Source organism: Pedobacter paludisoli (assembly GCF_052344095.1).
Lineage (GTDB): Bacteria > Bacteroidota > Bacteroidia > Sphingobacteriales > Sphingobacteriaceae > Pedobacter.
This window is the reverse complement of the sequence record NZ_CP179926.1, coordinates 703,394-729,503: the sequence shown is the minus strand read 5'-3', so window position 1 is coordinate 729,503 and position 26,110 is coordinate 703,394. Positions and strand designations below refer to the sequence as shown.

The following is a 26,110-nucleotide window of genomic DNA, read 5'->3' as shown; positions in this document are numbered from 1 at the left end:
ATCTTAATTTTATGGTGCATTAGTAGCCCTTCCACCTGTATGCTTTACAGCATTATGCAAATCTGTAGGAATTAATTCTAATTTTGTCGAATTTTCAACATGATGCCAGGTAAAATTCTTTGGTGTTTCAGGATATCCAGCCATTTTATTTGCAGCATTAATATCTGTAGCTGTACTTTTCCCTAATGTTTTTAAATCTACCGTCGTCCTAGCATATGGGCTAAAATCAGGAAAACCCAATTTATTAAAACTAACTCCATTTGGATATTTTTTTGACAAAATAGTTCCAACTTCAAATTTAAAACTTTTGCCAGCAAATCTATAGTTAATAGGATTTCTTCCATTTACCCCTCGCTGGTGCGAGTTTTTAACTCGTACCTAAATCAAATCTATCTCCAACAAACCCTTTTCTCCTAAAAAATCTAAAGCACTACTATACTTCCAATGATAATTTTCTATCACAAAACCCGCCTCAACTGGATTGTTATGAATATAATCTATTTTCTGATCTATTACTGCATTAGACCATAGTTCTATAGGAATACAATAAAAAACTAAAATAGCAAAAAAGCCTAACGCTTAGGCTTTGTACTTTTAGACAGTAGGCTATCTATTTTGGTACGAGTTAAAAACTCGCACCAGCAGAATTCATTTGTTTCTACGAGGACTAGCTAGGGCTTGGTAGTTATGGCCAAAGGCTGTGCAAAGCTTATGGATCAGTAGGTACCAGCCAAAGGCTGGCACCAGCGAAAAAATCTACTCAATTACGCTCGGACTAGCTGGAGTTAAAAACTCGCACCAGCTCAAATTATCTATTAAATTACGCTCGGACTAGCTGAGGCGAGTTTTTAACTCGTACCTAAATCAAATCTATCTCCAACAAACCCTTTTCTCCTAAAAAATCTATAGCGCTCCTATACTTCCAATGATAATTTTCTATCACAAAACCCGCCTCAACTGGATTGTTATGAATATAATCTATTTTCTGATCTATTACTGCATTTGACTATAGTTCTATAGGAATACAATAAAAAACTAAAATAGCAAAAAAGCCTAACGCTTTTGCTAGACTTTGTATATCTGGTACGAGTTAAAAACTCGCACCAGCGGAATTTATTTATTGGATTTCGCTCGGACTAGCTGAGGAAATTTTATTGCTAGGTTTTTAAATCTATTCTTTATTTACTCAAATTACGTTCTAGCCATTTTTTTTCCTCTAATGAGATTTTTAAATTAACAGGATGTTCCGAATATTCCTTTATAGTGTTTATACATTCCACTGCTAATGAAACAGCTGGCTCGCCGTATTTTAAAATTATGTGCGCTGTCCAAAGTGCTACAAAGTACTGACTTTCTCGCAAAAAAAAGGCAAACTCCTCAAGTCCGTTTTCTTTAAAATACTTTATACCTACTTCAATTAAAACTTTATATTCATCTGTTTCCTCATAAATTGAGTTTGAGGGTGTAATTCCCTTAAAGTAATTAGACTTACATTGTAACAAAAAAAAATCACCACTACTAACCATCTTAATTTTTAATTTTTACTTCACTTATTTTTACACCACTACTATTTTTTGGTATCCCATTTACAATAGCCTCTGTTGTTCCTCCAACTGTTTTCCCTCCTGGAACAAATAAACTATTAGCTCCTACTTCATTCCCTAAAGGCACACGCAAATTCAACTCTTTTAAAACGGATGGCTTTATATCAACTCGAATTAATTCTCCTTTAAAAAAGAGAGGATCTTCAATACCTAATGTCTCTGCTATTTTTGCCCTTGAGGCTCCACTTTCTATTAACTTGTTAACTTCAGAAGTAGGTGCAATAAATGTTTCTAATGGATTACCTATTACTGGGCTATTTGGATATTTATTAAGCATCTCGGAAGAAATAAGTTTTGTTCCCCCACCTTCAAAAGCCTTTGCAATAGAAGAACCCCAAGCTTTGAGTAATGGAGATGTAACTTCAAATGTTTTACCGAGTAAAGCTCCTCCAATTTCTCCAGTTGCCCCCCACACCATCAAATGAACGCCCTCAGCAATGTCAGCATCATTTCTTTTGAGGGTTCCTTTTACAAATTTATAAGCACCATAATCTACTACACCATTTGCAAAGGCTGAAAACAAAGCTCCATTACCTGCTGTAAGCATTGAGCCTACTATTAAGAATGCATTTACATTAGCTTGTTTAATAATCCCGTCAGCATGTTTTGGGTCTCTTTTCCTTAACTGCTCAGCCCATTCCCGATTGTGCATTTCTGAATGCCCAACTGTAGAAGGTTCTAATTCTAACCCATCACGATCTACCCCTGATGTAGGGACATTTGATGCAAATTGATATGGAGTAAGAGATGGATATTGTTTCGTTATCGGATCCACCGATTTAAATCTCCCCAACCTACTATCATAAATGCGCATTCCATAGTCCTGCTGCCCATTTACTTCCCCATCATTCTCCTTCCCATTAAATCCATAACGGTAAGTACTCGCTCCACTGGCAGTAAAGCTGCGCTCGCTCATCGCCATTCCAAAGGCATAATAATCGCCTGCGGTTAATACATCGGCTTTATAGCCCCCACTCACTTGCAAGCGGTTATCGCTAATGGTTGCCATTGTATTGCCCAAATGGTTGCTCAACTCATAGGCTATCTTCCCGGTCTGGTTCCATACAGAACCTCCGTTCTGCGAAGCTAAGTTAATATTTGGTTTCCAAATTCCCAAACGGCTACTGCCATATAAGGTCTGCTCGCGCCAGTTGTTGGTACCTCCAGCATTGTCGTACAAGGCCAAGGCGTTCCCTTGTGCGTCGCGTACATACCAGGTGGTTAAGCCGTTGGCCGTTTTACTAATGCGGTTACCGCTTGCATCGTAGTTGTAAACTATATTGCCGCTATTTTTATTGATTTGTTTTATCTTTCCGTATACACTCCATTGGATATCGCTAATCCCTTCGGCTGCATCGCCTGTTAGATTGCCTATCGCATCGTAGGTATAATTGCTACTACCCATATCCCCTCGCTGGTGCGAGTTTTTAACTCGTACCTAAATCAAATCTATCTCCAACAAACCCTTTTCTCCTAAAAAATCTATAGCAATACTATACTTCCAATGATAATTTTCTTCCACAAAATCCGCCTCAACTGGATTGTTATGAATATAATCTATTTTCTGATCTATTACTGCATTTGACTATAGTTCTATAGGAATACAATAAAAAACTAAAATAGCAAAAAAGCCTAACGCTTTTGCTTAACTTTCTATATATGGTACGAGTTAAAAACTCGCACCAGCTCAAATTATCTATTAAATTACGTTCGGACTAGCTGAGGGTGCCTTTCGCTTAACATTTAGAATGGACTTCCCGTGTTCTGAATAAAAGCCTAAATACGAGTCATGCCAACTTTATAACGATTGCGCTGTAGCCAATATGCAAGTAACCGCTACAGCCTTTCAATAGTCCGCAAGAAAACTACCTTTTGACAATAGGTTCTTCTATCTCATTACTTCCTCAGTAGTTCATTTGCATTCATCTCTCTTATTCATACCTGACAAGTCTAGCCTGCCTTTTCCTCTTTCCGTTCAATACCGCAGAATTACTCCTAAAGCACCGAGAGGCGGTTTGAAACCTCCGCTTGCACAGCGATTTCGGTAGACCTACTACCATCTTTTATTTAACATTCATAACACCTACAAACATCTTATCATTCACGGCACACCTTGCGCTAGAAGGGATTAAAAGATTAATGGTAATTGTCTATGCATTTCGTTATAAAAAATTTTTAAATGAAAAGTCTCACCTGATAAACTTTCCAATGGATTTACTTGATTAAAATAAGAGACTTTTGTATAATTACTATTTATCTGTAAATCACATTTTTTAAATCTATTGTTAATTATTTCCTTAAATTTTTTCTTATCATCAATACTCAAACTTGTAAAATCCAATATAATAGCTTGTAATCTTTCATCTTTAAAATATAACTTTCTTTCAATAACCATCGAGTCATTAATTTCTTGATATGAATACATTTTGACACCTAAATCCTCACCTGAAAAACTATTGTTATACTCTAGTGTAATTCCAATCAATTTCAATGAATCCGAAACTTCTTCAATTGTTTTATCAAAAGAGAAATAATCTCCATTACAACTATAAACTACAGTGTTATCTGATTTCGGCTTACAACACATATAAAATGATGTAAACAGCCCCAACAAAAGAATATTTTTTACTGTTCTCATACCGTCTATCGTCCTTCAAGACCTTGCGCCACCCTAAATTGCTCTTGTATATCTTTATCCTTTTTGTCAAATAATTTTACTGAACCATTTCTAATTCCATCAAATGATTTGTCATTTTTATACCCATCAACCGTTGTTGCAATATGTTTGGCTACACCATTTAAGAAATCTGTATAATTGTCTATTGACGAGATTACTTTTTTAAAGTCAATTTTCTCTCCATACATTCGAGCATAATGATTATTGGTCAAATCAATAATATTATCTTTTATATATCCTTTAAAATTCTGAGCACTTAATTGACTATTAACCGTTAATCCGTCTGCTTCATGGTAATCACCAATATCCTTCGCAAATTGTTTTCCATTGCTTGCGGTAAGTAACGCTTGCCACGAATAATGTCTAAATGTATTAGCAAAACCAGCAGCATTTTGCTCAACACCTGTAGCTTTATTAAGGATTGCAGGTAGTTTAGTATCTGTAAATCTAACCCAATTCTTAGAATAATGCTGTGCTGCTAACAATTTATCAGCACCGTACTTCCACCATATCCCTGCTGCACCACTAACACTTGAAGGATTAAATTCAATTTTCGTAATTAAATTTGGAGTACTGTGAATAATATTTACTGTCTTGTAATTCATCCTCACAAAAATTTCTTCACTATCTGTGTTTTTTAAATCGCTTTTTGGGAATACAGAATTTCCATCCATTCTTACAACAATATTTTTAAGATAATCAACCCCTTCTAAGCCGTCCAAATCTACATTTAGTATGGGATTATTTGAAGAAAATTGATAAGGTGTTAAATGTGGGTAAGACTTACTTATCGGATCCACACTCTTAAACCTTCCCAACCTACTATCATAAATACGCATTCCGTAATCCTGCTGGCCATTTACTTCAGCATCATTCTCTTTACCATTAAAGCCATAACGGTAGGCAGTCGCTCCGCTAGCGGTATAACTACGATCAGTCATGGCCATACCAAACGCATAGTAATCACCTGCGGTCAATACATCGGCTTTATAGCCTCCACTTACTTGTACACGGTTATCGCTAATGGTCGCCATCGTATTGCCCAAATGGTTGCTCAACTCATAGGCCGTTCTACCGGTCAGGTTCCATACAGAACCTCCGTTCTGCGAAACTAAGTTAATGTTTGGTTTCCAAATTCCCAAACGGCTACTGCCATATAAGGTCTGCTCGCGCCAGTTGTTGGTACCTCCAGCATTGTCGTACAAGGCCAAGGCGTTCCCTTGTGCGTCGCGTACATACCAGGTGGTTAAGCCGTTGGCCGTTTTACTAATGCGGTTACCGCTTGCATCGTAGTTGTAAACTATATTGCCGCTATTTTTATTGATTTGTTTTATCTTTCCGTATACACTCCATTGGATATCGCTAATCCCTTCGGCTGCATCGCCTGTTAGATTGCCTATCGCATCGTAGGTATAATTGCTACTACCCATATCGCCTCCGTTATTAATCCCTTGGCTATCGCTTACGCTTTGCAGTTTGTTGTGTTGCAAACGTCCATTCGCATCGCGGCTATAGGTATAAGTTAAATTATCCATTAAGCTTCCATTGCCTTTGTTGCGTTGCAAAGTCAAGATATTGCCATTGGCATCGTAGTTGAAATTTTCTCTAAAGGCTACACTCGCTCCATCGTAGCTCCAATTGCCCGATGAACCCAGATTTTGTTGGTTCATCGTCTTTAAGCGGTTCAGCTGATCGTAGCCATAGGTATAGCCCACCGTGGCACCATTGTTAATGTTCTCAATGGCATAGGTACTGTTGCTTATATTACCGTTATATAAGTTGCGGCCCGCTGCGTTGGCATTTGAGGCTTGGTAGCTATGACCAAAGGCCGAGCCGCCTCCAACTGGGCTGTAATCGCCTTGGTAATATCCTAAGCTGTAAGCCAAGGCATCTTTGGCTATAGTTGCACCATCGTTACCCATATCGTTCTGTCCCAAGGCAGTTCCGTTAATTCCTTTTAACCAACCTTGTAGAGTATAGGCATAATCTACACCTTGTACCAAAGTTCCTTCAGCGCCCAATTCCATCCGTGCCAAAGGTCCGTGCAGGTAGTACTGGTAACTTGCTTGTAAACGTCGGTTTGGACTTGTTAAGGTACTGCCAAAACCATAGGCATTTAAATTGGCCTGTGTTCCGATCCAAGCTTTGGTTAAGCGGTTTTCGGCATCGTACTCGTATTGGTAGTAAAACTCATCGTTTGCATATTTTTGGTAGGCTAAGAAGTTTACTTTGCCACTAACCAAATCGTACTCGTAATCCAAGCGTTTCAGTCCTAGTCCTTTTACTTTTTGGTACAGGGTTTTCACATTCCCTGTAAAATCGTAATCGTAATAACTTGCACTAAAGTTGGTGTCGCTGTAAGTATCTCGGTAAATACTGGCCGATACGCGCTTGCGCAAGTTACCTTGGCTCATTCCACTTGGGGTTCCAGACATGGTACTGGCTGCATCGTATACCGTGGTAGTAATTTGGCTGTTGCTACCACCATTTAAAAACGTGCTAACTTGCCCATCTTCTAAATATCCGGCAGCTATGCTCCAAGTTGTCCGTTTCTGGCCAACTTCTGCAATTCGTCCTAAGGCATCATACTGAGTATAGCTGTAATCGGCCGTTTGTGCCTGTTTCGCATTTTGGCTTCCAATTAAACGGCTCAATCGATCGTACCAAAAATTGCTTGTCCCAGCATCGGGTGTACTTTGTTGCACCACTTGGTTAGTGGCATTATAGGTATAGGTTGTGGTAAGTACATGCGCTGGATACACGCCAGTAAACTGTGTTTCTTGTGTGCTATTTGCGGCAATGGTAGTTGCGCTGCCGGGTGCTGGAACATTAAAGCGGTATTGATACGGATTGCTTACATCTACCACACCAAAGCATGAACTAGCAGCATTTTTAGCAATTTCGTCTGCTCCGAGTACACGATTTGGGTACACGCGGAGGAATTTTAACATACTGAAGTTATCGGGCATCACGATGTTTCCGGAAGCATCGCTGGTAATGGCCCAGCTACCGCCTGCAGAAGGTGCTCCCGCTACCGGGTTGTATTGTTTTCCGTTAATCCACAACTGTAGAGCTCCTCTAGAAAGGTCTGTTCCTTGTACCACTACGTGTGTCCAAGGCTGCAAAGGAAGAAGCGCGCTTACATTGGCCGTAACGTGGTTGCTCAAAGTAATGGCCACATTGTTTGAGGCTGTTTGGTTTAGCGTAAAAATATCTACGTTTAATAAGTTTCCGTTTTGGCAGGTTTGAATGAGGTATTTCATATCAGGTGTTGCTGCTATAAATTGGCGTGCACCTGTACTGCTGGAATACATCCAAAGCTCTAGTGCAGCATTACCTGTACTCAGCAAGGCCGTGCTCACACTTTGCAAAGCGGTATTTCTATCGGAAAGAGTACTTGGACCTTGATAGGTACAATTTTCGGTTAAAGAAGTTAAACCATCACGCGTACGCCCAACCTCGGTAACTTCGGCATCGTTTAATAGAACAACTCCTTCTGGTGGTACAGTTCGAACCAAATTACCGGCTAAATCGTAGTAGTACAAAGTATAATGATACACTTCTTTTTTAGCAGTTAAATGTACATTTGCTTTTGCTGAAGCCGATTTGCTTATATAAGCACTAATAAAATTATTTCGTTCTTCTATTATGTAGGCATTATACAATTGCTCTCCTTGCCCAAATGCTACATTAACTAACGAACGTGCAGAGGTATAAACATCTTCGGGAACAGATACAAATGGAGGAGTGTTACACAGCATCTGCGTTGCACCAGTTTCGAGTGTTTTATATTGATCATATCCAACTGAGAAGCCGTATTTATTATTAAAGAAATTAGTAATAATGCTTTCGTAATTCTCACCTGCGGCAGTCAAAGTACCTCCTAATTCATTGTTTAAGATAATTTTATCGGCATCAAACTCTGCTTTTGTTAAACATCCCTTACTATCTGGCTGTAAAAAGACAGGCAAAACGAGATCATAATTTAAAAGGTAGTTACAGCTTGCACAACTTGTTTGTAAAGCAGTTAGTTCTTGTTGACTTAATGTCATAGCCGCACCATACTTATTTTGCAAGTAAGTAAACAAGGTTTGTCCAACAGAAGCTGCTTCGTTTGTAAGTGTGGTTAATTTAGTGCAAATTGCTGCCGATGTTGCAGAAATTACAACCGTTGTAGCTTGTTGTTTCGCATTGGGGTTATTTGCATATACTCCATCGATAAGCCAAGGATTTATATCTTTATTAAAGGTGCTTAAACCAAGCGTATATTTTAGTACGCTGGCAAAATCTCTGCAATCGGTGTGTCCGTTAATTGTAATACCTGTTACTCCTGCTCTAACATTACTTGCTCCAAAAGGGTGTTCCTGATCGGCACCAAGTGCGCAAATTGAAATTAAATTGTCTTTTAACTGTTGTCTGAGGCCGGTTAAACCATACATTGCTAAACCAGCATCCAATTTTTGAACCCATGCTTCGGCATTGCTTGTGCAAATATCTAGCGCTTGTGAAGCAAAATCAGTCTGCAAATTCGAATTGTATTGAGTTGCGTTGGGTGCAGAGCTGGAATAGTCTACATTCTCGAACCTGCTAATTTTAGTAGTATAAACAGCCGGACAAGTTTCTTGGGGCTCAGCGGCACCAGTTAATCCGCAAACATAGGGGGCAAGATAAAGACCACTTTGAAAATAACCTTCCGGTATACAAACGCTGCCACTATTCGTTTCAGGATCTAAATGTACTGTAGTAATTACATCAAAACCATTGTCATAGGCGTGGTTAATGTAAATATCAACAAATAAATACGGCTGATAAGAAACAGGGACACCATCTGCTGGATAAATATCAAATCTATACCCAGGATTTCCACTTCCATAACATGAACTCAAAGGACCAGAAATTTCAAAATCTGTTCCTTGGCAGTCATATGGATTTACTTCAACTGAAACAACATTTAAAGTTTTTGCATTCCCTTTTAAGGTTTCGGTTGTTTTTAATTCATTTTCAGTACTATTATTTACTTTTATCAAACTAGTTGATGCTTTAATGGCATGCAGGGAGTCAATAATTACACGTTGCGCTTCTTTCCAAACCTGCAAGGAGCCTGTTTCGGGGATAAACTTTGCTACCCAAACATTTTGGAAACTGCGGAAAGAACCTTTTCCTTTTTTAATTGAAAGATTTGCAAGATGCGAAAAACTGCCAAATTTTGAATGAAGCACTACAGCTGTATCGCCGGTAAATGTTAATTCTGTCGGATTTACTTTGCTAATTAATAAAACATTTCCTTTGGTAACATCCGCTTCTAAAAATACATTTGTACTGGTTAGCTTTTTTAATTCGGCAAGCACTGTTTCATGGGTATGCGTGCTATCTGCCACTATATTTTCGGCCAATACATGCGACAAGACACTGCGTGGCGTAGATGCAGCAGATTCTTCTAGTGTAGAACTTGATGCTGTGTTTGCTGTCGTGCTTTTTGCAGTTACAGTAGAAGAAGCCCTCCAATAATAGGTAGAACACTCAGCCACCCAGGCATTGGTATAGGTATTGACTAAACCAGCACCTATATTATTAACTGTAAAACAATCATAATAGTAAATCCCTAAATCGCCATTGCAACCAAATTCGGGTGGATTACTCGGAGGATATCCTTCAATCACTGTAAAGACTGTCCTATAGCTTCCCCAATCAATGTAAAATTGGTTTACTCCGCCCTCATATCCATCAACTAATATGCTACCGCTGTTCGCACAAGAATTTGGAATGGATTCGGTACAAACTATTTCCCATACATTGGTATATCGAATGGTATTTGATTGGTAATTTACATCAATGCAAGGATAAAACTGCATGATTACAGAACCCATTGCACAATAAGGAGCCGATGAAGGTTGTGCCCCTGCAACCCCTGCTACATACGAATACGTTTTCTGCTGATTGTTGGCATAGTCAAAAGTGCGATAACTAGTAGAAGAAAGAACTAGCATATCCGAAGAAAGGGTTCTTGAAGCGCAACTCGTCCCTCCGGTAGAATTGCTACCAGGTAACGTAACTGGTACGCCAATAACACATGCCGAAGCACAGGTTGTAGCTTTACGTACCTTATCTATATATTTATTTTTAAGATCTAAATACATACTGCGGTACATTTCCCATTCTCGTTCTTCAACACGACAACTAACCGAACAACTCGTCCAATTGTCGGTATAGGGACTTCCATTTGAGCAGTATATTAAATAATCTACAACTTGGCTTAAACTTTTGTTAGTTACTGAAACCCCCATAACATTTGAGCTGTAAAGGGCCAAGTCAGCTGCCATATTTAATTTTTCGCCTCCCCCTACACTTCCTTGCGCAAAGAAAGGATCGGTATCTAATAAAAAATTTGTTGCATTATTGCTGTGGTAATTTACATTCTGGCCAGTTTTTTCGTTCAGCTCATCATCCCATTTTTTACTAGAAGTTATTTGCCCGCAAAATTGCAATTTACAATACTCAGGATGAAAGGGAAGAAACATTTCTGCCCAAATAGGTTGCCAATATTTTACTAAATCAGCTAATGTAAAGTTTGCATCGTATGGCGTAACTATTTGGCCTTGTTCATTGGTTACTTTAAAATCATCGCTTATAACCACAGGTGGGCTATCAAAAGCTCCGTGCTTAAAGTACAATTGCAATACATTAATAGCGGGTTCGGTTAATACGCCGTTGGCATCAAGCGGAGCATACTGCCCACCAGGTGACACATCTTCAAGCATTGGTTTTTTATATACATCGCAGGACGCAACTGAAGTGCCTAAGCATTGCGGTTCAATTGTAGTACTAATATAATTTGATATAGAGGTGTATAAACCTGAAATATAGGTTGCATAATCGACCAAATTATTTTGCTCTCCAAGTGCTCCCAAACGAGCATTAAACATGGACGTAAATTCGGTAAGAGTACCCAAATTAGACCTTGCTGTTTTACAGTCAGAGAAACAATCGATAAAATTAGCATTGTTTAATTGCTGTAAAATAAATGCCGACTTTTTCTTTAATGTTCCATTCGCCTGCCCAGTTGAAATAAAATCATTGGTATAATTTTCAATAACTTTTTCATCTAACTTAAAGTTAAATGTGATGAAATAAGTACCAATTTTATTAAATGATAAATTTATTACTCCAGTTTCTGTTCCAGCGGCCCCTGTATTTAACGTTTTTGAACCAATAGCTATTGGACTTGCATCGGGGGTATTATAGATTAAATTTCCGCAATCGTCCTTAACGGTAATACGTAGATTGTAGTAGCAATTACTAAAATGTGAAAAAGTATTAATTTGATATTGATTAATCAGTTTTTCAACATCGTATGACAGGGTAGCATTGCCCGCAAAACTGGATGTATAACTTGCTGTTGCTGTTAAATTTAATTCATCACCTTTAAAAGTAAATTGCTCTGGATTCAGCAAATTTACCGGAAGCATTTGTGCTACTTCCTTATTTGGCAAAGCATCTAAATTCTCTGGGGTATCGCCCGAAAGAGCAGTGGCAATTGTTTTTCCTGATGCGTTTAAATAACTAATGGATATTTGTCCATTGGGGTCGATTACTGTATTTTTCAAATAATGATTGGCATAGCCAACATCGTTACCAAATAAGCGGTCTAGCTCCCATTGTGTGGGTTTATCGTAAAAGTAACGGGTAGTGTGTTTTTCAGTTTGTCCGGGTTGGAAAACTTGACCAACGCCTCCTTGAATTGCAATTCGTCCAGTGTTATCAGGCGTATATTGTGTAACAGATAGTGGATATCCTCCTGCATTTGGAATGTATGCATTGTAAGCCTTGGCCGAGATAAATTGATTTTGATTCGAATAATATTTTCCGGCTCCAGAGCCTATTCCCATGGCTGATGGAGTGAGTTCACAATTTGCAAGGCTTAAATCGGCAAAACTGTAACTCAAGCCCGAACTGTTAGTATTCAGTGTAGGAAAGTAGTGCAAAGTTTGAAACCCAGTTTCGCTTTCTTTTACTGGAGCCGGTAATATACTGGCCGATACCCGTCCAAATTTATCGTACACATTCTCTTGAACCACGGCAATATTATCGCTGCTATTCAAAGTCGCTGTTTGACGCCCACGTAACGTCCCATCAAAATAACTTACTACTTCCTTTTTCTTTCCATCCTCGGCATAAGTGGCAGAATATTGCCAATTCAAATTGGACTGATGCCAAAAAATCTCCCAAATAGCATAAGTGGTATTATCAGACTGTTTGTAAAACCAAACGCCTTCATTTCTTAAGCCATCTACATATGCCACCTGACGCATCCGTACCACAATGAAGTTAGAATTGTGTATCAAGGAAATCCGATAATTTTCTTCATGGGTGGTTATACGCGTAGCATTGTGCCGAAATAACTGAGCCAACTGACTATCACTATCATAAATGTAATTTCCATCTCTCAAAGAAGAAACCAATGCCCCATAATCCCCATCCGCATCTACCGCAACCCATTCAATATCGTACTCCTGAGCCCCTAACAAAGGAGTCCAGGATAGGGCCAACTGCCGATTATTTTCCGTTAATCCAGATCCTGCGCTAAATCTTTGGGCCATCCCGCCTCCTGAAACTCCTCCAGCATCGCCATTAATCCCTAAAAACAAATAAGGCTTAAAAGCATACGTACGATCTATATTAATTTGATTGCTTAACTGAAAAACAGCGGGCAAATTAGTTCCAAATTCTGGACTACTAATTTCCAGTACATAGACCCGAACATCAAAGCCTCCTTGAAAGAAGTAACTATCTTTCGATTTATAAATGGCGCCCGAATTTTTATCGTAAGCAATAGACAAGGTTACCGTATCTATTCGCGTCAGCGCTGTCTGACTTGGGCTGCTAAAATATTCCACCCGAAATTTAATCTTTGCAGTAAAAGACTGGCTCAATGTATTCTCGTCCAGCAGCTGAAAGGTTATCGAATTATTAACAGAAATATTGCTAATGTCGTTCCAGTTAAACAAAGGATTTCGAAACTTCTCGTCCTTTACCAACACCGAATCTCCAGCTTTTATTGAACCTTTTAAAAAGTTCTCATAGGGTTCCACAGCTCCGTAAGCTAGCACACAGCTCAACTGAAATAACAAATAAAATAATACCCAACGAAATAATCGTATCATAGCGCTAAACAGAAATAAACCTTTGGTTAAATTAGTATCAATACTTTAAAAAAACATAAAAACTCTATTGCCTTAATTCTGGGCATCTAGGAGTTTAATTAGCTCGTAGTCTTTAAATCGACTCGTTAGCATATAATCACCTTGTGAGCCTTTATTCAGAAACCGAGAAAAATCAAATAAGGCTGAATTGGCTAAGCCTTCTTCTTCAATTTCAAAATTGACGAGTCTGTCTTTATTTCGATTCATCGGATCATCGAAGTTACTCAGTCGTATGGCAATGCGTTTTGGTGCCAAAGCAGCTGAATCATAGGTTAAATCATACGCTTTACAGGCAATATGCGTTGGATTAATCAAGGATATCATCCATTTCCCATTACCAATAGCACGGTCTTTAAGTTGATACTTTTCTTCCGAAAAATGTTTTACCAATTTTGACATATCAGGAAAAGCAGTTTTTTGCTCAGCCGAAGTTTTGTTCTTGCTCAGCATCATTTTCTTTTGAACATGATCTATATAAAGCGTGACGCCATTTATAATTAAGCATTCGACCTGACCGGAGACAGTGTAATATTTATCCCCTTCTCGCTGATAGGAATAAAACAAATTATGCAAATTCTGAGTAGAATCTCCCGGATTGATTTGCGTAAAATGCCCTTCAATCTTATAATTTACTGCTGTTGGATTAATTTTTGAAGAAATCTTTACAAACTTATCAACCAACTTTGGGTCTATTTTACCTACTCTTTGCTCTATAACATCACTTGGCCAATCGTCATACTGCGAATACTTTTGCAGTATAGTAGTACCTGCATAGGTAATTAGTCCCAACCCAAAAACAGAAATGCTTATAAAAAACAATCGTTTATATACTTTATTCATCTTTATAAAGTGCTTTTTTTACGGTATGAAGAATGATTTTCTTTTAGAGTTGCGATGCCACGCTCAGTCTCTTTTTTAACTCGAACTAAACTTCCTTCCTCATCGTACTCATAGAAAGTAGCAAATGCATTCTCATCAAGTTCTGCCATAAGTCTATAGCTTAAATCATCGTACACATACGTTTTCATGTGCGCATCTTTAGGATGAACTCGGACATCATCCAAATAAATACCCGAAAAAGATGGGGTAATAGCAATATCAAACCGGTTATTATTTGAACTATAAGGAATTGCAAATGTACCTTCAATAAGTTTCCAACCTTCTACCACCGCCTTACACGTTAATGTTGTTACAGCGAGTGTTGCATTCGCATTCCCCACATTTACTTGAACATTCACATTTTTATTTAATGGTTGCGCATCTTTAACCCACATTGAAATTAAATATTGTCCTGTGGGCTTAGGCTCAAAGCCTGTAGGATATAAACCCTCTGTATTCATTAAAGTAAACTCATTTTTTGAAGTTCGGCCTAAAAACGGTTTGCTACTATCTTTTTGTTCGGTAGTATGTTTTCGGGTTACCAATTGAATACCAGAAGTTGGCAATGCTATTGAATAATTACCCGAATGGGAGTCATTACTCACCCTGTAATAACTTAATGGATATCCATTTGCAACGAATTCTTTGTTCTCCTTACTATCGGGTAAGGTATTTATACGCGCAACATCCTCAAAACTGTTTGCATAAATCTCTCTGCGCATGGCATTTGAGGCTACAGCTGCTGGTAATTGACCTGCAAAATCAAAACTTGCTGCGCTGTATCGTTTTAAAGCATCTTGGTTTTCGCTTTCTTGGCCATATTTATCGTATTGCTTGATGGTATTTGTTTTAACCCATTTAATCGAAGAACTGACTCCCCATTCGGCACTGCTCTGAATCACCCAGTACGACATAAAAGACGTCAAATATCCAGAATTAGCAACATTTACTCCCTTTTTACCCGGAAGTAGAATACCATCATACGATCGATTTTCTTGGTACACATTTTGGGTATACGGCCTCCAGTTTCCTTTCATCCCTTGTACAAAAGGATTAAAATAAGCCTCCTCTGAAAAACGCCAAGTCTTAACGCCATTAATTGTTCTAAAAGTTTGAAAGTTTGACTGATCAGAAATCAGAGAACCGGTACTGAAAATGGTATTGATACCGCTAGAACCGGAGGCATATCTTAATTGGTTGCCATTATTATTATAAATTTCAACTCCCATTCCTCCTGGATTACCGCTCCAATTTGAGTGTTCATTCGCTTGGTTGTATCCTTCTACTTCAATTGTATTGATACCTTCCTGAATATAATAAGGATAAATTGTCCATCTTTGATAAGTATTATCTAAAGCTGGCACAGCATTAATACCATTAATTCTAACTTGAAGCCTGTCATCACCAGCAAAACCAATATAATAATACTTACTTTCGGGTGCATAAAAGGTCGCCTTAAATCCCAAGGACTCTTCGTCGCTGAAATTTACTTCGTTACTAGAAGATACATTGGGAAGTGCAAGCGAATTTGGCCAAATACCGGCATTTATTAAGCGTAAATTTAAATATTCGTTACTAAAATTTATGTAATTATCAAATACATTATCGATGGTTAAGCCATATGCTTCTTCCGAGTCTGGAGAAACGCTGTAAATCCTACTACCCAATTTACTCCATTCAGAATTATAACCCGATAACTTGTACGTAAAGGCGTGTTCTGCATCGAAGTATTCTTTTCTATTTACTACCTGACCTTTTCCATCAACAGGCCATTCATCGTCATAAGATGTAGACGAGGCGTTGATAATTTTTAAATCGGCATGATTTGCATTATCGTAGAATACTAGTCTACCATTTACAATCGGATTATTTAAGCAGACAATATTCTCTGCACTTGCACTCAAAATATTTCTAAATCCAGATCTTACAATCTTAAATGTGTGATTTTCGGCACCATCTGCAATAGTTTCCAGTCTAGCCCCCTTCCTGTCAATTAATTTTTTTCCGTTAAGTACGATAAAAGTTGTCTCCCGACTAACATCCACTACCCAATACGACTCTCCCGATCCAATATTAACTAACTCATCACCTTCAGTAAGTAAAGGCCAATATTCTTCATTAAGCTCTTTATAATTATTCAAATTGACCTTTTGCAACATTACACCAATGTTTTGGTATGCGCCTCCCATTTTACGGTAAGGCCAATATGCGGGTAAGTTTACCGTAAAATAACTTTTGTTGAATTCATTTTGCGTTTTGGTTACCAAAGCTTCTCCTGTTACACCATCAAAAGCAATATTTTCAACTGAAATTGATGAACCATTTTCGTTTTTTACCACTTTTGATAAAATACCGTTAGTTTGTATTACCTTAACTGCACAGGCAGAACGAAATAACTTATATTCATTATTATCATTCATTGGCCAATGGGGTATTGGAAATCCTAAAGGAGCAAAGAAAATAGGAACATAATCAACGCCTAAGTTGATTGTTCTCCCTGAATTAATGGTCTCTTGCTCTCTAAAATCAGTAAAAAACTCTATATCTCTTCCAACAACTACTTGTTCAACTTCTCCATTTGGAGAAACAACATTTACTTTGTTATCTAATGCAAATTTTTGCTCCTTACTATTTTCTTTTTCACCATGGTAATGGTACTCGGTAGACGAAATTTCGACTGAGGAGGTATTAAAAACCCGATCCGCTTTTGGTTTACCGTGCATATCGTTTAATTCAATGCTATACCCTTGCGACAGCACCATTTCTTCTATACTATTTGTCCTAATTAATGAATACGTTGATTCTGGCTTTGGGTTATATTTATCCATTGGCAGGACAGTTACCTTAACTGGAAAATCCTTAGCGGTATAAAATTCTTGCACCGTAAATCCAGTTGCAGGAATATCCGGTTGAGTGTCATCCGCACCTTCCAAATCCTTCACAGTTACTTTACTGTATCCAACACTAGGAGCTGGGTATAAAGATTCGCCAAAAGGTGCTTCTAGTTCAAAATAATTATTTATTGCGCCTTTTATTTTTTGAATATAAGGTATGGGTTGCTTTAAAGAGTTTTCATCATTACCTATTGCCGGCTCATATGTAGCTACACCACTACTTATTGTACCTCCATTTACATCTTTTGTAGTATATTCATATCTCTGTCCATAAACGCCTTTAGGAGTATTTGTACCTGTAAAGGAATCCCATTCATCAACAATTTTTATCTGCTTTACTCTAGTTCCTCCACCTAGTTTATATCCACTCGCTTTCGCAATTCGAGCAAAGCTCTTTTCTGGTTTAAAATCGTCGCAAAAACCACTCTTTCGATCTGCTCTTTGATAAAAATTTTCCCAAAGTTCATTTAAATTCCGAGAAGCACTTCCTATTGCTCTAACGATAGCTCCCATACCAGAATCGTTCGCTCCAGCTTTATTTTTATATCCTGGATAAGCGTACTTAGGATACTCATTTTTCATTTTCTGCCATGCTGCAAAACGAATTGGATTTGTAGTAACTCCTCCTTCATTTATACTCTCTAATTTTATTGTAGCCTTATTATTTGAAATATTAGTTACTTGTGTAACTTTTGCATAAGTGGATACAAAATCATAATCATTTCCCTCGCTATCGGCATTTGACGTACTTAATTTAACCCAAGATTTTGTATATATATAATCTGAACCATTTAAATAAATATTCTTAAACCATGATGTCCAATCAACCCCATCAGGAGGCATAACGTCAATGTCTACTATGATTGAAGCATTTCCACTTTTAATATCACTCTCCTTAAAATCAAAAGGGACCATTACGCTCGCCCTTTTATCCTGAACATAAGCGTAATCATCCGATTCGTATTTCACATTTATACTCCCGCCAGATGGCAACTCAATAATTTTCAATTGCCAAAATGAAGCTGCTTGATCCGCTTGTTGCTTATTTTGATTAGCGTAAGGATATTGCTCATTCGTTAACGAGCCATAATTTAGAAACCTGTTTTTATAAGTACCCCATCTATCCATCGATTGAAGCTCATACGGCTGATTTATATCATAACTAAATTTATAAGGGTGATTCATTCCCTTTTGAGTATTTCCATATTCAAACCAAACTTTTGTTAAGGTCAATTTGCCACCTCCATTCATCGAGTTTGGTGCACCGGTACAAAGTTCATAAGTATAGTCGAACTTTACCACTTTTATCGGTTTTTGTAAATTAGCTTTACTATATAATCGAATCTCCTTTAAACGTTTTTGCCTTAGGTCGGGATTATAAGGATCACGTCCACCGTTGATATCGGAAACGCCCAAAGCGTCATCTCTATCTTCGGTAATGAAATACGCTATCTTTGTTTTTGATTCTATTGAATGAACATAATAAATTTCTTTTTCTCCATAAATAATACTTCCTTTATCGTCTTTAGAATCGGCCAATAACCCTCTGTTTAATGCTGCTTCAGGTGTAGCTCCTGAGTTATAAGGTGTCCTCCATTTATAATCCTTATTTCTATCCTTCGAATATTTGAACTTTATGGCTGTGCCAGAGTCATCTGCCGTAATGCCATCTCCAGTTTTATCCACAAAATCGGGTGACAAAATACCTGTAAGTAAATAACTACTAGCATAACCCGGTTGTGTATCTCGATGAAAATAATTATCACTATCATCAATCCCTCCAACATTAGGGTCAAAATTTCCCGAAGCTAGATTATTCATCGGAACCCTTCCGTTTATTATACTGCCTCCATTACCAACTGCAAATGTTATTTCTTGTTGTATTTTATTGTAAACAGGAAGCCCATACACACTCCGCTGCCCCTGCTCATTCAAAACCGTTATTTCCGAAATATGGTGCGCTTTTTTAGTCTTAAGTTGAGTACTTGGATCTACATTGGCATCTACCCTACTACTTGCATAATAAGCTTCGGTTGAGCCTGGGTAAAAAGATGAAGCATCATTAAAAGGATATATATTTATCGTTTTATCTAACCCTACCTTGCTTGCTTCGCTTGCAGTAAGATAACTTATAGAAGTGCTTTGCTCCTGTCTTTTATGTTTTTCAATTTTGTTAGGTATAGCATAAACATTGCTACCAAAAGAGGTTTTTGTTTTAAAACTAGAATTTGCACTTACACCCGAAGTTCCAATCATTAATGGCTCAGTACCACGAATAATACCATTTTTTCCATTTAACACAGTATCCTCAATATTTTTTTCATCTGGTTTTCTGAAAAAAACATGCTGGTAATTTGGAGCATTTTCAGATTGATTTTGAAAATCACCTTTGGCTAAATAATCATTATTTTTAGTCCATTTACGCGTAGTATTTTTAATTGATTGATCAAATTTAGTTACTCCTCCGTGATACCCCACGCCCCATCCAAAATCTGCTCCAATTGAATTGTTCTCAGACCCCTCAGTAATAGCATTATCATAAAACACACCTGTACCACCACGATATAACCTAAATTGGCCTGAGCCAACATGACTATTAAAAGTAAAAATATCGGGTGTAGCAATTGGGAGTGCCAAATTGGGTAGTTCGGGTATTACGGGATTCTCCTTTTCTCGAATGAAATCATGAATAGCGTTTAAACTATTTTTTCCGCTTTCTGAATACAGAAATCCATATTCTGGATTAACAAAAGAATTTGCTGCTAAACTTTGATTCTTAATGTACCCAGTTGCGCCGCCACCTACAAAGAAAATTGCAGCTGTAAAACCGGCATCTAAACTAAATGAGTTATTAGTAGATTTATATGGTATTTGTATTTTAGGTAAAATTGCTTCTGTATTATAAGAAACTAAAGGTGTAGAAATTTGATAACTATTAATACTCGATCCAAGTCCCCATGTTTTTAAACCAGCTCTGCTATTATACCCTAATGACGAACTAAAACCAGCATTTGTATTTATTTTTTCTGCTTTAAATGCCGAAATAGAAGTTGAAATATTAGGGCTTACATCCACTCCTGATGCAGTATTTGATAATACTCCCAACCCCATGCTTGAAGTGAACAAACCACTCCCTCCAAATGAATAAGATATACCAACATTGGCGCCTATTTCTGCACCAATACCAGTATAATTATCGCTAAAAATTCCAAAAGTGAATGATCCACTTGGCTTAAGTTTAGACTCATAAGGTAAAGGCATTAAAAAAGATGTTAACCAAGCCGGAATAAGTGTAGATTTATACTTTCCAGTTAACTCAGCCTTTGCAGTTAACTTTCCTCCAATAGTTATTCTATCTTTCGTTTTTTGTTCAGTCTTGATTTCATCACCTTTAAAATCATCTGGTATGCCTCTTAATTGCCTGTTTATTGATCCAACGTTCAAATTCCAGCCAAGCCCTACCCAACTGGCTTCATCCTCCATTCCAACCCCCGATTGATAATTTAAATTAAGCGGGTATCCATCCACATCCATTAAAGGAATGTTATACTTAAAATCTCCACTAAAAAGATCCACCATATCCGAAGTTCCAACCGCCTGAAATGACTGACTTTCTGGTTGATTTGGTCCAGAAGTAAGCGCATAAGCTGAAAGTGGTTCTACAAGATTAAGAAGCCAAACAGCCAATAAAAACTTAGCAATCTTTTTTGTTTTATTTTGTAACTGATAATTCATGTTAATTGATACTCAATTGATAGTTTTTCCCATTAATTTCTTTTGCATCGAAAATAAATGCGCCAACAGCGTTGCGCATTTCTGATTTATCAAAAAGTACTACATATTCATAGCAGTTTTTAATACCATTGGCTATAGGTATAACTCCGACAGGGAATACCTTATTTAAACCCTTCTTTTTGTAAAAACTGCTGTCTTGATCGTATTCCATTTTCTCTGTTAAATACCTGCTATCTTGTTCTGCTAGTTTCATTTGATTAAAAATTCGAACTTGGTACGCTATTTTTGTTGTATCATCTACAGCATCCTCTTGCCTTACCTGAATGATTAGATCTTTGTCTTGCAACTTCACGGTAGCGAGTTTTCTTTTGCAAGCCGATAAAGCAAGTATGCCTAGTATTAGGATAATTTTATTTCTCATTCTATGTTTTTATAAATAAACCTTAACATTTTTGGTGTTCCATCTGGTAAATAAGCTGTCATTATATAGGAATAACCATCTTTAAATGAAAAATTATTACGGAGATCTATATTTACTTTATTCTGCCCTCGCTTTAATTTTATTACAGGAAGATTTTTAATTTTCGATTTCGGATCAGTGGTACATACAATACCGTATCGCAATTTTTGTTCTGCATAAGAGTTTATCATTGAAAATCGAATAAATCCTTCTGCAATGTAGAAGTTACCCTTAACTAGATTTTCAATATCTCGATATCCAAAATCTAAATCCTTAATAGCACTAATAGAATCTTGACAATCCACTTTAAATTCCCAAACCTCCGAGCGATTAATTACAGTTTGATCTTTATATGCTGTAACCTGCCATGCATATTTTTTACCAGAACTTAATTCTTTTGAAATGGGTGGATAAAACAACATATTTGAAGAAACACCTTTTTGATTTACTATAGGTAGATTATAGTTTAAGGCTTCAACGGGGCTCTGACTCCCTTTTATTTCAGTCAACAATACTTCGTATTGCATACCTAAAATTTGAGGTAAAGAAGGCTGCCAAGTTAACAACGGGCGCTTTTCACAAATTTGATCACGATTAAATGGTTCGATAAGGTCAAATGGTGCCGGTGGTACCACTTCATAGCTATAGGTTTGATCCGCTATAATTTCTTGACTTGATGATGAAGACATTATTGCAAAATCATAATTGTATCCGCCTTGCGGGAAAGTACCATTTTTGCGTATAAAGTTCCCAACTGCGTTTGCACCTGTTGTAATCTGAGAACTTTTAATCGCAATTGATGGAATCGAATTATTGCCTGGTCCAATCCTGAATATTGGTGTCGTAATCACCACAACTTTTCCAGTTTTATCCTCTGTTACTGTTACCGTTAATCGAATATTTTGACTTCCTGAATTGTTGAATATTCTTGCGTTCATTAATCCATCTATGCTATTCCCATGAACTTCTGGTACAAATTGTACTATCATTTGTCCAAAGCCATTTATAGAAAAAAGAAGAAGTATAAGTAGCAATTTATCTTTTAAAAATCTCATTGTTTTTCTAAATAATAACGAACCGAAAATTCTGCTCTAGTAGTTGAAAAAAGTTCAGGATATAAAGGATTAATTAAATTTTTCCTTAAATCTAGATATGCATTTATATCAAATCGTTTTTTGATCAACAACTGAATATTTTGTTTAATTCCTATTTGTTTTGCAATATTCTGATTGTTCAAATAAGTTGCCCCTGTAGATAAACTCACACTTTTCCATAAGCTATATTGACAAGCAAGATCAGAATTAAGCATGTCTCCTATAAAAGGAGATGAGCCAAACTCTTTGTTATAGAATAAATTTCCATTTAAAGAGAAGTCAGTAAAAAAAAGATTATGTGTATAGTTGACTGTTAATAAATTAGGTCTATTAACTGCCAGATTTGACAGATTAGCCTGTTCAACATTCGTTTGAATGGCCATTCCTGAATTCGAGATAGATTGATTTCCAAGACTTAAATAACTGAAACTTTGAATACCGGCAATCTTATAATTTGCGGTTAAATCTGCCTGTAGCTTCTTGGAACCATAAATAGGCATAGCATAACCTGAAACCTTATTTATACCATTCTCTATGTATTTAACATTTAAGATATATGATTTAGAAATTCTTATTCTAGAATTCAACTGAAATGCATAATTACGCCAATGAGAATTATCGTTGGCGCTAATCGGCGTATTTTTAATGTCTGTTCTTACTGTAAATGTGAGCTTATTCTTGAAAAAATTCTTTTTAACATTTCCTCCAAATCTCATATTCATATTTCCAATACCTGGTTGGCTCGGATTTTGAAAGCCTATACCTGAATAGTTAAAATAAACACTACTATTTAGTCCCATTCTTTTCTCGTCAATAGCATGCGTAAATCCCATAGATAGTGTTTCAAAAAAATCATCTCGGTAATAGTTCCCCATAGTAGTTTCATTAATGTATAGATTATCAAAACCTTGGATCCCCATGTTTTTGTATTGCGTTGCTGATTTTGATAAATCAACGGTAACTTTTCCAAAATTCTTCAAACTAAAACCTTGAGTAAGCGTAAAGACCAAATTATTTTTTGGCAATGAACTAGCATTATTAATCATCTCCCTTTCCTTACCTAAAGACTTATCATAGACCCCTACCCAGGATAATTTTCCACTTCCAAATGAAAAATTAGTTGTAGGAACACTGATGTAACTATACAGCTGCTGATTTGAGAAATTACTACTGCTGAAACCAGCATCTTTTGGTTGCCCTATATCCTTATTGGTAGCTAAACCAATAGTAACTGGTCCTCTTAAAGTATGCAAACTAAAATTAAACCCATTAAGAAAAAGATCTCTATTCAGAAAACTTCCAGGTATTTTATGTGAAAAATTCCCCAACTGAAATTCCTTTATTTTAGAATATAAATTACTAGCACGACTCAATTTTGGTTGCTTTGCCAATTCACTAATGAAAAAATTTTGAAGCTCTTTTTGAGTAACCTTGTTCTCTACAAACTTTTGCAAGAAAGAAATAGTCTCTTCATCTAAACCACTCTCGTTCATATCGGCCTTAATAGACTGCACCATATTTGCTATTGAGGCTATTTGTTCATCTAATAAAGCATCCGCTCCAATCGCAGCTTGTTGAGTTGAAATTGAAGATTTTCCGTTTTGCAATTCGGTTGTCAGGGCCAATAACTTTTCCTTCAGCTGGCTCTCACTCATACCTTTTAACTGATCCATAGATAGTGAAGGTGCTTTGCCTTCTGCAGTTTTATTCAATAAAGCTTCCAACTTTTCTCTTACTTGACTTTCATTCATAGACATTAAATCCTTTGAATTAAAAGTTTCAATTTTAGCGCTAATCGATTTCTCCATCAACGAATTCAACTTCATCTTAATCTGCTCCTCATCCATCTCTAAAAGGGATTTTAAAGCTAATGGATTATTTAAAAACGATTGAAGATTTGGATATTCGCTTATAGGCCTTCCTAACTTACTTTCTAACTTTGTTTGAATCTGTTTTTTTATAAATAAATCTAAACCAAGTCCTTGAAGTGAGCTAGACTTAAATTGTTTATATTTATTTAGCTTAGCCTTATATAACTGTGAAATATCGGGCTTTGCAAGTCCCATCTTAAACAAATTATTATCTAAAGGACTTTGATTATTTAATGGATTGTAATTATTTACAAGATCAAGATCAATTGGAAATTTCCAAATCAAAAGTTGCCCAGATACACTCGTACTATTTATAAAGTTAGAACTTGTACCTTGAATCAACCCGTTGGTAAACAAACTAGAGTTCCCTATAGAAAAATCTTTCAACTCAATTTTTTTTGTAGCTTTTAAAGAATTGCTTTTGAGATATGAATTTAATTTTGATTGATTAATCTTTTCAGCAACAAACTTTTTTTGTTGTTCAGCATCAAGTCCACTAGACTTCTTAAGAGAATCAATATTTAACGATTTAAGCACACCATTTTTCAGCGTATCTAAATTAGAACCCAAGCTTTGCTGCGCAAAAGCTAGGTTTAAATTTAAGATAAGAGCTACGAGAGTAAATGCTCCAATTTTAATTCTCAACATGCGTTAATTTTTTAAATGCAGTAAACACCAACCTGGCATCTCATTAATTTTCAGCAACAAAGTAAAAATCAACTCTACTTATCTGGTTTGGTTTATTGATGTCGAAGATGTAAAAAAAACAGCTAATTTGTTTTTTAAAACATGTTTAAGCACACATAAAGGTACTTTTTAAGGACGAATGGCTTAAATTGAATGACTAAAAGTTAAATTTTATCAAATTTTGCTTTTAAAAATAGATTGTTATGTTTGTAAGAATCAAACAAACAACTAATAAATATTTTATGATCCTTAATTGTATAGCTATTGACGATGAAGTCAGTGGACTAGAGGTTCTATCTGATTACCTCTCATCTTCCCCTAATTTTAACCTCTGTCAGAGTTTTTCAGACCCACTTTTAGCGCTTAACACTATTCAAAAAAGTAAGGGTTTTGATGTAATTTTCATGGACATTGAAATGCCAAAAATGTCGGGAATAGAATTATCTAAAATGACTAGACATAAAACCCGAAAGCTAATTTTCACAACAGCACATCCTCAATATGCAATTGATGCTTTTGATATTGAAGCTGATGCCTTTTTACTAAAACCGTTTTCTTTAGCGAAATTAAACTACACATTAAGCAAGCTATTTGAAACATCAAATTCAACAAACGATTTTAAATCTTTTAAAACAGAAGAATATTTTTACATCAAGAGTAAAAACGAAAAATTTAAGTTAGTTAAAATCAAATATGATGAGATAATTGCTGTTGAAAGTATGCAAAATTATGTCTCGATTTACACCACGCAAAAAACGATTGTAGCAAGCTTAAATCTTACAAGAGTTAAGGAGTTACTACAAAATCAACATTCAATAATTCAAATTCATCGTTCATTTCTTATTTCAAAAAAGTATATTGAAGAAATTGAAAATAATATTGTTCGTATGAAAGGTGGTTTAAAAATTACCATTGGTGAAAACTATAAAGAAGTTTTACTTTCCTACGTTAGGACAAGGACTATTAAAACAGGGAGAAATTAATTATTAAAAGAAAACCCGAGTATTTT

Annotated in this window: 11 protein-coding genes; 1 reads left to right on the top strand and 10 read right to left on the bottom strand. The window is 36.5% G+C overall.

Translation table 11 applies throughout. The features are described 5' to 3' along the window. Window positions 1-9 precede the first annotated feature (9 nt). The 10 genes from ACJVDK_RS02830 to ACJVDK_RS02785 all read right to left on the bottom strand — a co-directional run bounded on the left by ACJVDK_RS02830 (window position 10) and on the right by ACJVDK_RS02785 (window position 25,062). On the bottom strand, window positions 10-279 hold the full coding sequence (locus tag ACJVDK_RS02830; protein ID WP_443938774.1) for an HNH endonuclease: 270 nt from the start codon (window positions 277-279) through the stop codon (window positions 10-12). A gap of 899 nt (window positions 280-1,178) precedes the next feature. After that, a complete protein-coding gene (locus ACJVDK_RS02825; protein ID WP_443938773.1) occupies window positions 1,179-1,526 on the bottom strand; it encodes a hypothetical protein in 348 nt (115 codons plus the stop codon). A gap of 1 nt (window position 1,527) precedes the next feature. Then, window positions 1,528-3,009 carry an RHS repeat domain-containing protein gene (locus ACJVDK_RS02820; RefSeq protein WP_443938772.1) on the bottom strand — a complete coding sequence of 494 codons (1,482 nt, stop codon included), beginning with the start codon at window positions 3,007-3,009 and terminating at the stop codon, window positions 1,528-1,530. A gap of 723 nt (window positions 3,010-3,732) precedes the next feature. Continuing rightward, on the bottom strand, window positions 3,733-4,242 hold the full coding sequence (locus ACJVDK_RS02815; protein WP_443938771.1) for a hypothetical protein: 510 nt from the start codon (window positions 4,240-4,242) through the stop codon (window positions 3,733-3,735). A gap of 5 nt (window positions 4,243-4,247) precedes the next feature. Beyond that, entirely contained in the window at window positions 4,248-13,442 is a 9,195-nt protein-coding gene (locus ACJVDK_RS02810) for an RHS repeat domain-containing protein (RefSeq protein ID WP_443938770.1), read from the bottom strand. A gap of 72 nt (window positions 13,443-13,514) precedes the next feature. Further along, complete coding sequence (locus tag ACJVDK_RS02805) at window positions 13,515-14,321, bottom strand: hypothetical protein (RefSeq protein ID WP_443938769.1); 807 nt, start codon at window positions 14,319-14,321, stop codon at window positions 13,515-13,517. A 2-nt stretch (window positions 14,322-14,323) separates the two neighbouring features. Continuing rightward, window positions 14,324-20,989 (bottom strand): hypothetical protein, encoded by a 6,666-nt coding sequence (locus tag ACJVDK_RS02800; RefSeq protein ID WP_443938768.1) that lies wholly within the window; start codon window positions 20,987-20,989, stop codon window positions 14,324-14,326. Window position 20,990: 1 nt separating this feature from the next. Continuing rightward, window positions 20,991-21,410 (bottom strand): hypothetical protein, encoded by a 420-nt coding sequence (locus ACJVDK_RS02795; RefSeq protein ID WP_443938767.1) that lies wholly within the window; start codon window positions 21,408-21,410, stop codon window positions 20,991-20,993. Further along, the gene (locus ACJVDK_RS02790) at window positions 21,407-22,504 is read right to left on the bottom strand and encodes a DUF928 domain-containing protein (RefSeq protein ID WP_443938766.1); all 1,098 of its coding nucleotides are present in this window, start codon (window positions 22,502-22,504) and stop codon (window positions 21,407-21,409) included. Before ACJVDK_RS02790 ends, ACJVDK_RS02795 begins: the two co-directional genes overlap by 4 nt. Then, window positions 22,501-25,062 carry a hypothetical protein gene (locus ACJVDK_RS02785; RefSeq protein ID WP_443938765.1) on the bottom strand — a complete coding sequence of 854 codons (2,562 nt, stop codon included), beginning with the start codon at window positions 25,060-25,062 and terminating at the stop codon, window positions 22,501-22,503. The genes ACJVDK_RS02790 and ACJVDK_RS02785 overlap by 4 nt, the downstream gene beginning before the upstream one ends. A gap of 242 nt (window positions 25,063-25,304) precedes the next feature. Between ACJVDK_RS02785 and ACJVDK_RS02780 the strand changes: the two genes are divergently transcribed. Then, the gene (locus tag ACJVDK_RS02780) at window positions 25,305-26,084 is read left to right on the top strand and encodes a LytR/AlgR family response regulator transcription factor (protein ID WP_443938764.1); all 780 of its coding nucleotides are present in this window, start codon (window positions 25,305-25,307) and stop codon (window positions 26,082-26,084) included. The last annotated feature ends 26 nt before the right edge of the window (window positions 26,085-26,110 follow it).